Origin of the sequence: Micromonospora sicca (genome assembly GCF_003172935.1) — a bacterium.
GTDB classification, from domain to species: domain Bacteria; phylum Actinomycetota; class Actinomycetes; order Mycobacteriales; family Micromonosporaceae; genus Micromonospora; species Micromonospora sicca.
In genome coordinates this window covers 1-13,072 of sequence record NZ_QGKS01000057.1, presented here as the reverse complement: position 1 = coordinate 13,072, position 13,072 = coordinate 1, and the positions used below count along the sequence as shown (strand labels likewise).

General features: G+C 72.2%; 8 protein-coding genes and 1 pseudogene. 4 read left to right on the top strand and 5 right to left on the bottom strand.

The features are described 5' to 3' along the window. Positions 1-781: pseudogene (locus DKT69_RS38075) on the top strand (hypothetical protein); the annotation flags it as partial. 158 nt (positions 782-939) lie between these two features. Next, positions 940-1,626, top strand: a complete 687-nt coding sequence (locus DKT69_RS01130; RefSeq protein ID WP_236647241.1) for a hypothetical protein — start codon at positions 940-942, stop codon at positions 1,624-1,626. A 124-nt stretch (positions 1,627-1,750) separates the two neighbouring features. On the opposite strand, the gene DKT69_RS01125 is transcribed toward DKT69_RS01130, so the two are convergent. Further along, a complete protein-coding gene (locus tag DKT69_RS01125; RefSeq protein ID WP_236647240.1) occupies positions 1,751-2,698 on the bottom strand; it encodes an acetyltransferase in 948 nt (315 codons plus the stop codon). Between the two features lie 349 nt (positions 2,699-3,047). Here DKT69_RS01125 and DKT69_RS01120 point away from each other — a divergent pair, with 349 nt between their 5' ends. Beyond that, on the top strand, positions 3,048-5,303 hold the full coding sequence (locus DKT69_RS01120; protein ID WP_236647239.1) for a transglycosylase domain-containing protein: 2,256 nt from the start codon (positions 3,048-3,050) through the stop codon (positions 5,301-5,303). 37 nt (positions 5,304-5,340) lie between these two features. On the opposite strand, the gene DKT69_RS01115 is transcribed toward DKT69_RS01120, so the two are convergent. Beyond that, positions 5,341-6,345 (bottom strand): hypothetical protein, encoded by a 1,005-nt coding sequence (locus tag DKT69_RS01115; RefSeq protein WP_109799747.1) that lies wholly within the window; start codon positions 6,343-6,345, stop codon positions 5,341-5,343. Positions 6,346-6,403: 58 nt separating this feature from the next. Next, a complete protein-coding gene (locus DKT69_RS01110) occupies positions 6,404-6,769 on the bottom strand; it encodes a hypothetical protein (RefSeq protein WP_109799746.1) in 366 nt (121 codons plus the stop codon). Positions 6,770-6,789: 20 nt separating this feature from the next. Here DKT69_RS01110 and DKT69_RS01105 point away from each other — a divergent pair, with 20 nt between their 5' ends. After that, on the top strand, positions 6,790-6,933 hold the full coding sequence (locus DKT69_RS01105) for a helix-turn-helix domain-containing protein (protein ID WP_109799745.1): 144 nt from the start codon (positions 6,790-6,792) through the stop codon (positions 6,931-6,933). A gap of 69 nt (positions 6,934-7,002) precedes the next feature. On the opposite strand, the gene DKT69_RS01100 is transcribed toward DKT69_RS01105, so the two are convergent. After that, positions 7,003-8,919 (bottom strand): Xaa-Pro dipeptidyl-peptidase, encoded by a 1,917-nt coding sequence (locus tag DKT69_RS01100; RefSeq protein WP_109799744.1) that lies wholly within the window; start codon positions 8,917-8,919, stop codon positions 7,003-7,005. Positions 8,920-9,178: 259 nt separating this feature from the next. Next, on the bottom strand, positions 9,179-13,072 hold a 3,894-nt coding region (locus DKT69_RS01095), incomplete at its 5' end, for a ThuA domain-containing protein (protein WP_109799743.1).

Here is a 13,072-nt window from a genome sequence, read left to right as displayed (position 1 = left end):
CCCGAAGGGCGAGCTGATCCGGAGCAGGCCCGCGGACCCGGTGGCCGCCGCCGGCGTGGTCCAGCCCGTGGCCGCCGCGCTGCGTCCGATCACCGCGCCGGTCACCGCGGGCGTGGTCGAGCCGGTGGCCGCCGCGCTCCGCCCGATCACCGCGCCGGTCACCGCGGGCGTGGTCGAGCCGGTGGCCGCTGGCCTCGGTCCGATCACCGCGCCGGTCGTCGGTCCGCTGAGCCCCGTCCTCGACCCGGTGCTGCGGGGCCTGCGACCCGTGGTCCGGCCGCTGGACCCGGTGCTCGAGCCCCTCGATCCGGTGCTGGGCCTCCTGGACCCGCCGGCCGGACCGCCGGATCCGCCTGGAACGCCGGGGGCGCCGGGCGACGAACCACCGGACCAGGCCGGCGCCCCGGCCGACGACCCGACAGGTCCACCGCCCGGTCGGGTGACGCCGGCCGGCCCGAAGCCGAAAGACGCCGACCGCGTGCCGAGCACCGACGTCGGCACGCCCCGGGCGAACAGCGCCGTGGGCCAGGGGTCACCGCCGGCGGCGGGCGGCAGCCTCCGCCGCCCCGCGCCGCCGCTCCCGCCGGACGTCGACCACCTGCCCGCCGGGTCGGCTCCAGGCTCGAGCAGCGCCGGTTCGTCCGGGGCCTCGCACGGCGCCGCCGCCGACGCGTCGGCGGCGGCTTGGACGCCGCCCGCCGTACTGGGACAGCGGGTCCGCCCGGCCCGCCCGGGCGACCTCTTCTCACGATCGCCCCGGCCCGGGACCAGACCCGCCTGAGCAGCGGCCGCCGGAGTGCGCCTGGTGGCCGCTCCGGCCGGTCGTGCGGATCAGCGCCCCGAGGCCTCAGCGGCCCCCCCGTGGCCGACCCGTGGACCGCCGCGCCGGGTGCGCGGCACCGGGTCGGCAACACCTCCGATCGTGAGCAGGAGCTTTACATGACCGTACGAACATCCGTCGTACGCGCCCGATGGCGCGACATCGACCGGGTCGTCGATCTCATCACCGACACCCTCGCCCCGACCGCCCTGGGCGCCTGGCTCGTCCCGGACCCGCCGTGCCGAGCCGGTGTGCTGGCCGCCGTGGCCCGCATCTGGACCGAGCACGCGCTGCTCTTCGGCGACGCGTTCCTCCTCCAGGACGGCACCGCCGCCACCGTCTGGTTCCACCGCTACCGGCCGATCCCGCCGCCGGTGCGGTACGAAGGCCGCCTGGCAGCGGCGTGCGGCGCCCACCGCGACCGCTTTCTCCTCCTCGGCCGTGCCCTCAGCGCACGCCGTCCGGCCGAAGCCCACAACCATCTGGCGTTCCTGGCGGCGCCCGGCCCCCACGGAGCGAACCGGGCCGCCGCCGTCCTCGCCGGCAGTCAACGGTGGATGGACACCCTGAGCCTGCCGACCTACACGGAGGTCCTCACCCCGGCCGAGCGGGACCTCCACCTGCGGCACGGGTACACCAGCAGCGACGACTTCCCGCTGCCGTGCGGGGGGACCGCCCACCCGATGTGGCGGTTCTCCCCGTTCTGGGCCGGCCGGATGAGCGCCAACACCGTCACGCGGTGGCCCGCCCGCCACCCGTCCGTCCGGGTGCGCAACGACCGCGTGAGCGGGTACGTCCACCGGTGACGGTGGACCGCCGACCCGGCTGAGGGACCCGGCCGGGGACGGACCGGGGCGGCCCCCCCACGAGGGACCGCCCCGGTCGAGCGCCGCCCAGGACCGACCGGGCGCCTGGGCGCACCTGGACGAACTAGCCCTGACCGGCCCGGTCGGCCCCGTGCGCGGCAGCCACCGCGGAGCCGGACGGCGGACCGGCGGCGGGTTCGAAGACAACCCGGGACCGCAGCTGCCGGAACCCGGTCCGTTCCAGTTCCGCCACCACCGCCACCCGGTGGGCGTCCACGTCGGCGACCACCTCCCGGGCGCCGCCGGCGGTCAGCACCCCGACCGCCTCGGCCAGCAGCTCACCCCGGACGGCCTGGTCGAGCAGGCCGAGGTAGGCGATCAGGGGGTAGCAGGCCTGCCCGGCCGTGCCGACCAGGCCGACCGGCCTCCCGGCGTCCAGCGCGATACGCCAGTCCCCAGCCGGGCCGGTCAGCCAGGCCAGCGGGTCGGTGGCCAGGTCCACCCCACCGACCGCCCGCGCCACCTCCACGCCGGTCAGCACGTCCGGCTCGGCGATCCGGGCGACCATCGCGTTGATCTCCGCCACGTCGGCGGCCGGGCGGAACGTGTACCGCCCGGAGGCCGCGGGCAGCGGGGTGCCGGTCCAGGAGCACCTCAGCCGCTCCCCCCGCTCGACCAACCCGGCGAGCCGGGCCGCCGCCATCGGCGCCCGCACCACGGCCAGCACCTCCGGGCGGCGCCGCCAGTGCGCCGGCATCGCGGCGTAGTACCGGGTGGGACCGCCCAACGCCTGGTGGGCGGCGCGCAGCAGCGCGGCGCCCGCCTCCGGCTCGGCGGCCAGGTCGAACCGCTCCAGCCAGGGGGCGCCGACGGCACCCGGCGGCAGGACCCAGGCGGCCCGGCCGACCACCCGGCCGGCTCGGAGGGCGATCCAGGTGTTCTCGGGTCGGTAACCACCGCCGGCGAGCCCGTCGGCGTACCCGACCTGGCGCAGTTGGGGCAGCGGGTCGGGCATGGACTCGAACAGATTCTCCTCGCCCGCGACGAGCGGACGGATGACCAGATCGGTCATGGGCTGATCCTCCGGAAAGCGAGCGCCCCGGATCAGATCCGCGCGGACGCCGGAGCGCGGAGGGAGCGCAGAACATCGGACATTGTTCTGACCTCCTCCCAGCTCGACGGCGTGCGTGGAAAACTACTCGACGGGCTCGCCCGCCGCAACACGTGGGCCGGCAGGAGAACCGCGCAGCTCGGATAGCCTGACACCCCCAGCAAGCTCACGATTCGGCCGACCAGTCGGAGGGTATCGGGTGCGGGTGCTTCCAACCGGTGACAACGACAACGCCGCTGACGGTTCCGGAGCGCGGGTCGCCCCCGCGGGACGGACGCGTCGGCGCCATCGCATTCTGATCTTCCTGGCCGTGTTCGCGCTGCTCGCCGGCTCCGGCCTGGTGGCCGGCGGCTACTACTTCGACAGCGTGCCCACCCCCACCGACCTAAAACTGCCCGAGTCGACCACGGTCTACTACGCCGACGGCCGGACCAAGATGGCGACCCTGGGCGCGGAGAACCGGACCATCGTGCCGTACGACCAGATGAACGACTCCGCCAAGCAGGCGATCGTGGCGGCCGAGGACCGCAGCTTCTGGACCAACCGGGGCATCGACTTCTCCGGTGTGCTCCGCGCCGCCTGGTCGAACGTGACCGGCGGCCAGCGGCAGGGCGCGTCGACCATCACCCAGCAGTACGCGCGGGTGGCCGCCGACCTCAACGGCGTCACCTATTCCCGCAAGCTCCGCGAGGCGGTCATCGCCTGGAAGCTCGACGACAAGTACTCCAAGGAGGAGATCCTCGGCTTCTACCTGAACACGGTGCCGTTCGGCCGCGGCGCGTACGGCATCGAGGCGGCCGCGCAGACGTACTTCGGCAAGACGGTGCGCCGGGACGCGCCGGCGGCCAACCAGCTGACCCCGGCGGAGGCGATGGTGCTCTGCGCGATGGTGAAGCAACCGGAGGCCGACCCGAACGACCCCGAGGGCTCGCCCGGCTACGACCCGCGGCGCAACGCGCAGGCAAGGCAGAACTCGATCGACCGGTGGAACTACATCCGGGACGGCATGGTGAAGCTGGGGTACCTGTCGGCGGAGGACGCGGCGAACCTGGCGTATCCCGACGACGTGAAGCCGATCGACCCGAACGCGGGACGGTCCGGCCTGGACCGGCCGACCGGTCTGGTGGTCAACCACGTGCTCAGCGAGCTGCGGCAGACCGACGAGTTCAAGGGCAAGCCGGCCGACTTCATCCGCAACGGCGGCTTCCGGATCGTCACCACCATCGACAAGCGGGTCCAGGACGCGGCCGAGGCGGCCGCCGACATCCGGCGCGACAGCGCGCCGGAGGCGGTCCGCGGGCAGCCGAAGAACTGGCAGGCCGCGCTGGTGGCGGTGGAACCGGGCACCGGCCGGGTGCTGGGCTACTACGGCGGCAACGACGGCGCCGGCGCCGACTACGCCGGCTGGTACTACGACGAGAACGGACAGGCCCGCGGCTTCGGCCAGCACCCCCCGGGCTCGTCGTTCAAGGTGTACGACCTGGCCGCCGCCGTCCGGGACAAGATCTCGGTGAAGCAACGCTTCGACTCGCCGGAGACCAAGGAGTTCCCGGAGTCGGGCCGGACCAAGGGCAGCCCCGCCGGGCCGATCCGCAACGCCGAGCACGCGGCATGCCAGCCGGACTGCGCGTTGTGGGAGGCCACCGTGGCCTCGCTCAACGTCACCTACTTCGAGCTGACCGAGAAGCTCGGCACGGCGAAGGTGATCGACATGGCCACCCGGGCCGGCGTGGACTCGATGTGGGCGACCGAGAAGGGCAACCCGCGGCCGCAGCGGGTCGAGCTGCGCGGCCAGCCGGCCGAGGAGGTGGCGGGACGCTTCTCCACCGAGGTCGGCATCGGCCAGTACGGCATCGCCGTGCAGGACCACGCCAACGGGATGGCGACCTTCGCCGCCGGCGGGAAGCGGGCCGAGGAACACTTCGTCCGGTCGGTCACCAAGGGTGACGAGCGCCTGTTCTCCGAGCGGCTGGTGCAGAATGACGTCGGGCTCGACAAGGAGGCGGTGAACCAGCTCGACTGGACGTTGAGCCGGGTCAAGGCCGCCAAGCTGGACAACGGGTGGGACTCGGCCGGCAAGACCGGGACCTGGCAGGCCGGCCAGAGCACCACGCAGAACGTGCACACCTGGATGGTCGGCTACACCGGGGCGCTGGCCGCCGCGGTCTGGCTCGGCACCACCGACGGCAAGCCGCTGAAGACGAAGGACGGCAGCTACGAGGTGTACGGGTCCAGCGGTCCCGGGCCGATCTGGCGGCAGTTCATGGAGCAGGCCACCGCCGCGCTGAAGCTCGACCCGGAGAAGTACCGGTTCGGCACCCCGGAGTTCCCGGACGACGCCCCGGATTCCACCGCCGCTCCGGCCAGCCCCAAGCCGACCACCGCCTCCCCGACGCCGACGGTCCGACCCACGCCGAGCGCGGTCCGGCCGACCTGCGACCCGGCGGTCTGCGGCAGCGCCAGCCCGCGCCCGAGCCTGAGCCTGCCGACCGTGCTGCCCTCGCGGTCGCCGTCGACGGGCCCCTCGCCGAGCGTGTCGCCGTCGCGCAGCAGGAAGCCGCAGTGACGGCGACCGCCGGGGCGCCGGGCGCCGGGCGTCGGTGTCAGCGGACCCGGTTGGCCCACCGCCAGTTCGACAGGAAGCCGTGCTTGCGGCCTCCGAAGAAGTAGGACCAGGCGGGGCTCGTGACGTACGGGCCGATCTCGTCGAAGACCGCCTTCGCCTCCGCCCGGCGGTCGGAGAGGGCGTAGGCGACGGCGATCCAGTTGCGGCACACCATCGCGTCGGCGTGGGTGGGCGACCCGGCCGCCCGCCACTTCGCGACGCACGCGTCGAGTTCCCGCTGCACCTCAGGGCGCTGGAAGTACCGGCGGCAGGCGAGCAGCCCCTTCGGGGTCGGCGTGCCCCAGTTGAACTCGCGCATCGCGTACTCGAAGTGGGCGAAGACCGGGAGCAGGGTCACGCCGGCGCCGGGCGGCGCGGCGGCGGCGGTCGCCCGCGCCAGCCCGAACATGGCGTCGTGCGAGCCGAACCACTTCTCGCAGTGGAAGCTCACCGCCGCCAGGTGGGCGGCGAAGTTGAACCGGTCGCGGCGCCGGACCTCGGCGAGCGCGTCGGCGAACTCCTGCTGTCGGCCGCGGCCGCCGGCGAACATGGCCCACAACACGTCCACCCGGGGCACCGGGTCGTGCGGCGCCAGCGCGATCGCCTGCCGTCCCGCGGCGGCCGCCTGGGCCGACAGCTCGGTGAAGCCGACGAACTGTTCCCGGGAGGTGTCGGCCGCCGGCGCCGCGCCGCGCGCGCGGCCGGCCCGTTCCGCGAGGGTCGACGCCCAGATCGCCGCCGCCGCCGGGTCGTCCGGGATTTCCGCGCGCCAGGCGTCGAGCCAGGCTCCGTCGTCCGCGGCCGCCACGCCCAGCGCCGACACCCGGCGCCCGCGTCGTTCCCAGTCGGAGCCGGCGGCCTCGACGACGTCGCGGGCGGCCTGCCAGTCGCCGGTGAGCGCCTTGTCGCGGGCGGCCCGCAGGTCGTGGTCGTCGAGGGCCGGGTCGAGGTCGGCGGCCGGCTCGACGGGCTCCGGACCACGGTTGAAGAGATTTCGGAACACGGCGGGAGCATAACGACCGCGGCGGACGTGCACGGCCCGGAACGGGCTGGACGTCGCGTCAGAGCGCCAGCACCAGTTCGCGCAGCTTGCCGTCGAGGGTCGGCGCGTCGACACCGCCCGGCCAGCCCCGCAGCAGCAGGTCAACCGGCCGGCGCTGATCGAAGACCGACGTCAGCGTGTCGTCGATCCTCGGCAAGCGTGCACACCCTTCCAGGCGGCCCGGGTGGGCACCCACCTGCCCGCTCTCGGTCCAGTCGTCTACTGGCCCGAGCTGGGAATCTACCGCCTGTTGTCCGGCGTGGACGCCCGGCACCTGGACGTCGCGCGGGTGCACCCGGGACTGGGCCGGCTGCTGGGCGACGAAGCCCACCAGGTGCTGTTGGAGACGTTGGAGACCTACCTCGACCTGGCTGGCAACGCTCATGCCACGGCTGAACGGCTGCGCTGCACCGCACCACGCTGTACTACCGGCTGCAACGGGTGGAGTCGCTCGCGGACAGGGATCTGAAGGATGGCAACGAACGGCTCTGCCTGCACCTGGCCTTGAAGCTCGGCCGCCTGACCGGCCGGTACCAGCTCGGTCCCTGATCGTCGGCGGGCCGGCGCGGCGGGCCCGGGAGCGGGGCGTGCGGTGCGCGACGCCCCGCTCCCGGATACCTACAGACCGGCCGCCACGGCCGCCGTCCGGCCACCCACGACGGGCAACTGGATCCGGCTGCGGTCGAAGTGGATGGTGATGTCGGCCCGGTTCTGCTTCGCCCGGCTGCTGTAACCGGAGTATGAACACAGCAGGACCACGCCGATCTGGTGGCCGGCGTCGAAGACGTAGTCCTCGGGCAGCAGGGACAGGTCGACGGCGTTCTTCTGACCGGGCACGAGCGGGGTGGACTCGGTACGCGAATCGATGTTGAGGCCGTCGATGATGCCCTTGGTCACGAGTTCCTGCGGGTTCGTGGCGACGGTCTTCTCCACCTTGCGATAGCAGGCGTCCTCGGCGAAGCCGCCCCAGTCGGCCTCCGCACCCCAGCAGTCCTCCTCGGTCAGGGTCCGGATGCCATCGCCCGCGGTACTGAAGCGCTGACGGGTCCCGTAGTCGACCAGCAGCCCGGCGAAGCTGGTGTCCTCGCCGTCGACCGAAGCGTTGATCTTGACGATCGGTGTGCCCGAGATGTGCAGGGAGCCCGTCAACGGTGGGGACAGGAACACCAGCCGGTTCTGGGTGTTCGCCAGCGGGTCGGACGGATGCCGGATGGCATTGGTCTGGCTCATCGTGGGCGTGTCCTGGAAGGTAGCCGACCTGTTCCCGGGGCCCGGACGGACCGACAGTCCGCCCGCGCCATCACCGACCGGCGCCTGCAGGAACACCTGGGTCGGCTGGGTGTCGGGCAGCGGCCAGGTGCGCGCCGTCTCCCAGACGTCCGGCAGCCGCTCGATGTCGACGGTCGGTTCCCGCATGATCCCGTTGTCGATGCCCTGCAACCAGAAGTCGAACCAGCGGTGCAGGGTGTCGACCCATTCGGCTCGGCGGAAGTCGAACGGGTCGACGTGCCCGGTGCCGGTCAGCCAGAGCTTGCGGGGCACGTCCCGCTCGCCCAGGGCGGCCCACCACCTGCTGAAGTGGTCCGGGCGGACGTTGTCGTCGTTGATGCCGTGCACCACGAAGACGCTCGCCCTGACCCGGTCGGCGTGCGGCACGTAGTCCCGCTCCGCCCAGAAGTCGTTGTAGTCCCCGGTGACGTCGTCACCCCCCTGCCCGAGCGTGCCACGCACCGGCGCGCAGTACGCCCGGCGGGCCGGGTTGGTGACGGTGTTGGCGAGGCTGCCCGAATAGTTGTTGGCCCGGGTGACCAGACCGTTGCTGCGCGAGTAGTCGTACCAGCTGGAGATGGCCGAGATCGGCACGATCGTGGTCAGGCCGTCCACCCCGCTCGCCGCGGCGGCGTTGGCGAGCGTGCCGTCGTACGACTTGCCGATCACGCCCGTCCGGCCGTTGTGCCAGTCGGCGACGACCTCTCTGCCGGCGGCGTCGAACCCGCGTCGCCGCCCGTTGAGCCAGTCGATCGCCGTCGGCGCGCTGATGTTGTCGGCCCGGCCGCCCGTGACCGGGCATCCCGTCGAATTGTTGGTACCGATCATGTCGAGGAGGATCAACGCGTAACCGCGCGGCACGAAGTAGTTGTCGTAGAAGAGCGGCCATCTGTCGTTCAGCCCGTCGCCGTCGACGTCGCCCTTGCACTCACTCTCGTTGCCCCGGCACACCGTCGAGTAGTACGGGCTGGCGTCCATCACCACCGGGACCCGGAGCCCGTTCTCACTGGCCCTGGGCCGCATGACGTCCATGGCCACCACGTCGAGCGCGCCGTCCCCGTCGGTGTCGACGTCGGAGGTGACGAAGATTCTCTCCCGGACCGCGTCGCTGTAGGCGAACGCCGGTTGGGTGACGCCGTTCTCGACGACCAGCCTGGGCCGCTCGTCGGCCCCCGGCTGCGCCATCGCGCTCGTCGCCCGCAGGGCGGCCGCCGCGGTGACCGCGGCCACCACCAGCGCCCGCCAGGCAATCCTCGGACTCTGCATTCGCGTGCTCCTCCTCCCCGCGCCGACCGTCGACGGCCCGCGCCCGTCCCCGACCGGCCGGGCGCGGGTGACACCGCAACGATCGAAATGAAACTATGAATTCGGCCGTGATCGGTCTTCGGACACGTGTGGAAGATGCGCGGCATCCGCTCCTACGCCTGTCGTACGGTCGACGGCAACGGCGGCCGGCGGCGGCGCCCACCTGGGACGGACGAGGTGCCGGGTACGGAGGCACATCCCCGTACCCGGCACCGGATCGCTACAGCTCGCGTACCCGCACGTCGCGGAACTCGATCAGGTCGTTCGTGCCGTGGTTCTGCAACCCGACGAAGCCGCTGAGGAACTGGCGCAGGTCGGTCGGCGGGTCGCCCTGGCGGGACGACGCCTTGCCCGGCGTGTTGTCGAACTCGTTGATCACCGCGCCGTTGCGGATGATCGTGTAGTGCTGCCCGACCACCCGGATCTCGTAGTCGTTCCACTGGCCCTTCGGGGTCACCCCGGCCTGGTCCAGGCCGACCGGGTCGAAGTTGTAGATCGAGCCGGTCTTCTGCGGCTCACCCGTGGTCCCGTCGTAGATCTGGATCTCCTGGCCGCAGTAGATCGCCACCCAGGCCTGGGAGGTCCGGGCCGACCCGACGGTGCCGCAACTGCCGGCGGGACGCTGGTCCAGCGGGATCCGCGGGTCCGGGAACCGGGTGAAGGCGCCGCTGTTGGCGTTGACGCCGTCGGCGGAGACGTCCCGGAACTTCATCCGCAGGGAGAAGTCGGCGAACTCGTCCTTGGCGTACCAGAGCATGCCGAGCCCACCGGAGCTGCGGATCGACCCGTCCGGCCGCAGCGCGAACGAACCGCCGGGCGCCTGCCGCCAGTCGGCCAGCGACTCCGCGGTGCCGTCGAACAGCGCCCGGTACCCGGCGACCTTGCCGATCTCGGACTGGGCCGCCGCAGTGTTGATCTTCGTCGCCTCCCGGTTGTCCAGCACGCCGTCGGCGCGCAGGTCGTTGACCACACCGGCGACGTGGCTGACGAACTGGCCGTGGTTCGTCCAGTTGCGCTCATCGTCGATCAGGTCGTTGACCGTGCAGTTGCCGCCGGCCTGGCGGTTGGCCACGCCGGTGTCCTTGTCGAGCAGCTGCACCGTCTTGCGGGCGTCCGGCGCGGTGCAGCCCGCGACGGCCTCGATCTTGGCGGTGGCCACCTCGCCGTCGGCGTAGGTCACCTTGAGCGTGGCCTGGTAGGTGCCGTAGTCGGCGTAGGTGTGCGTCGGGTTCGCCTCGTGCGAGGGCGCGCTGCCGTCGCCGAAGTTCCACTCCCAGGCGATGCCGCCGGCCCGGGCGCTGGAGAACGCGATCGTCTTCGGGCTGCTCTGCGCCACGGCCCGGGCGATGGCGTCGCTCGGTCGCGGCGTCGCCGGGCCGCCCTGGTAGGCGACGCGGATCAGCTTCTGGTTCGGGTGCAGGCTGAAGAAGCCGCCCGCGTAGTCCAGCATGTAGAGCGCCCCGTCCGGGCCGAACTTGGCGTCCATCCAGGACTGCAGCTGGTTGGCGCCGTTGCCGGATCGGATGATCTGGCGCAGGTCCTCGGCGAATGCCGGCGGGCCGTGGTCGGGCACCTTGTCCGGGTCCACGGTGACGGCGACCCGGTTGTTGGCGTTGGACTGGTCACCGATGAACCACTTGTCGTCCCAGTACGCCGGCCAGGCGACCCCGCTGTCGGTGTCGACCTTTTCCCGCTGGTAGGTCGGGCCGTCCATGATGGCCTGCCCGCCGCCCTTGAGGTACGGCTGGGTGAACTTCTCCTCGCCCGCCACGTACGTCGGCAGCCCGCTGCCGTCGGCGCGCTTCGGGTAGACCGGCCCACCGCCCTGCGGCGAGTACCAGATCATGTTGTCCCGGGCCGGCGGGATGTTGACCAGACCGGTGTTGCGCGGCGACTCGTTCTTCAGGTTGTCGCAGTCGTACCAGCCGGTCAGCACGTTCGCGTCGGTGGTGCTGCGGTCCCGGTAGGGCTGCCGGTTGCCCATGCAGTACGGCCAGCCCTGGTTGCCCGCCGAGGTGATGATCGTGGCAGTCTCGTACTTCGCCGGTCCGAGGTCCGGGCTGGGGCCGCCGGCGTCCGGGCCGACCCAGGCGGCGGTCAGCCAGTGGTTGACCGGGTCCCAGGCGATCCGGGCGATGTTGCGTACGCCCATCACGTAGATCTCCGGGCGGGTCTTGCCGCCGCCCTCCTCCTTGCCGGTGAACAGGTTGTCCTGCGGGATCGTGTAGGTGCCGTCGGCCTCGGGGTGGATGCGCAGGATCTTGCCGTTGAGGTCGTTGGTGTTGCCGGCGGTACGCCGGGCGTCCTGGAACGAGGTGCCCTTGTAGTCCTGGGTCCAGTTGTTGCCGGCGTAGCCGTTGGACCCGCCGGAGGAGTTGCTGTCGCCGGAGCCGATGTAGAGGTTGCCGCTCTCGTCGAAGGTCATCCCGCCGCCGGCGTGGCAGCAGCTGTGGATCTGCGTGTCCCAGTGCAGCAGATCCTTGCGGGTGCCCTGGTCGATGGTCTGCTTCGCGGCGTCGTAGGTAAACCGGGACACGGTCCGCTGGCCGATCCGCCGGTCCCGGTCGATGGACTCGTGCGGCATCCAGTAGACGTAGACCCAGCCGTTCTGCGCGAACTTCGGGTCGAGGGTGATGCCGACCAGGCCCTCCTCGTTCTTGACCAGTTCGCTGCCGCTGCCCCGGTTGCCCATCACGGGCAGCGTGGTGAGCAGCTTGACCTGCTTGGTCTTCGGGTCCCAGCGGTGGATCGTGCCGCAGCCGAGGCCGACCTTCGGGTCGTCCCAGCTGGCGACCGGCCCGGTCGGGCAGGCCGCCTTGCCGATGTAGTAGACCGCGCCGTCGGGCGCGATGGTCAGGCCGTGCGGCTCACCGATCTGGTCGAGCTGGCCGGCCTGGTTGGCGGCGGTGAGCCGCTCGATCCGGTAGTTCGCGGCGATGGTCGCCTGGCAGTCGCCGCGCACCATGCCGGTCGTCCACTTGATGGCCCCGGCCAGGTGGCCCTGGAACTGCTTGTCCCCGGTCCAACTGTCTGCGGTGCGCCCCATGCCGGTGTAGAACGACCGGCCGCCGTCGTAGTCCTGGCACCAGGAGATCGGGTGGAACGCCCCGTTGCCGCTCAGCCCCGCGTTGTAGGTGCCCTCCTCGACCTGGGCGATGGTGTGGACCTTGCCGACCGGGCTCGGGTCCCAGTTGATCCACTGGTCGGAGCGGGTCCAGGTCAGCGGCAGGCCCTTGTTGGCCGGGTGCTGCCGGTCGGTGACGTCGACGACCGCCCGCTGCACCGTGCTGTCCGGGGCGGGGCCGGCGTCGGGTCCGATCAGCCACAGCTCGGCCAGCTGGATCAGCGGCTCCCCGCTGTTCGCGGTGATGTTCAGCCGGTAGTGCTGGTACGCCGTGCTGTTGTCGAAGCTGAACTGCCGGGTCTGGAACCGCTGCGGGAAGGTCTCCCCGGTCCGGGTGTCCAGGTCGGTCCAGGTGGCGCCGTCCTGGGAGCCCTGCAGGGTCCAGTTCTTCGGGTCCCGGCCCGGGAAGTCGTTGGCCGAGGTCAGCGCGTAGCGGGACACCACGACCGGCTTGGCCAGCTTGGCGGCGAGCCACCCGGTCGGGGAGAACGTCAGCCACTTGGTGCCCGTCGACCCGTCGATCGCCTTCGCCGCGGTCTCGTTCGGCGGGTTCTCGGCGCTCGCCGTGGCCGAGACCGGCTTCTCCGCGTTGGGCAGGCCGGCGGCCGGGCGGGTGCCGATCAGACCGGTGAACCAGGAGGATTCCGGCTGGGCGCGCGCGGCGTCGTGGACGCCGACGAAACCGCCGCCGGCCTTGACGTACGCCTGGAAGGCCGCTTCCTGGGCGTCGTCGAGCGTCACCCCGTTGGCGGAGAGGAATACCACCGCGCGGTACCGGGCCAGGTTGCCGAAGGTGAACACCGCCGGGTCGGCGGAGTCGTCGACGGTGAAGCCGTGTTGCTCGCCCAGCTGCCGGATGGTGGCGGTGGCCTTGGCGACCGGGTCGTCCTGCTTGTCCGTCGGCCCGTGGAAGACCAGCACCTTCACCGCCGCCGCGGCCTCGGCGGCGGCGGCCGGGGTGGGGCTGACGGCCTGGGCGGGCAGGGCCAA

Coding starts and splice junctions, on each gene's coding strand:
- DKT69_RS01130 (WP_236647241.1), top strand. CDS start 940: ATGACCGTACGAACATCCGTCGTACGCGCCCGATGGCGCGACATCGAC.
- DKT69_RS01125 (WP_236647240.1), bottom strand. CDS start 2,698: ATGACCGATCTGGTCATCCGTCCGCTCGTCGCGGGCGAGGAGAATCTG.
- DKT69_RS01110 (WP_109799746.1), bottom strand. CDS start 6,769: ATGAGCGTTGCCAGCCAGGTCGAGGTAGGTCTCCAACGTCTCCAACAG.
- DKT69_RS01100 (WP_109799744.1), bottom strand. CDS start 8,919: ATGCAGAGTCCGAGGATTGCCTGGCGGGCGCTGGTGGTGGCCGCGGTC.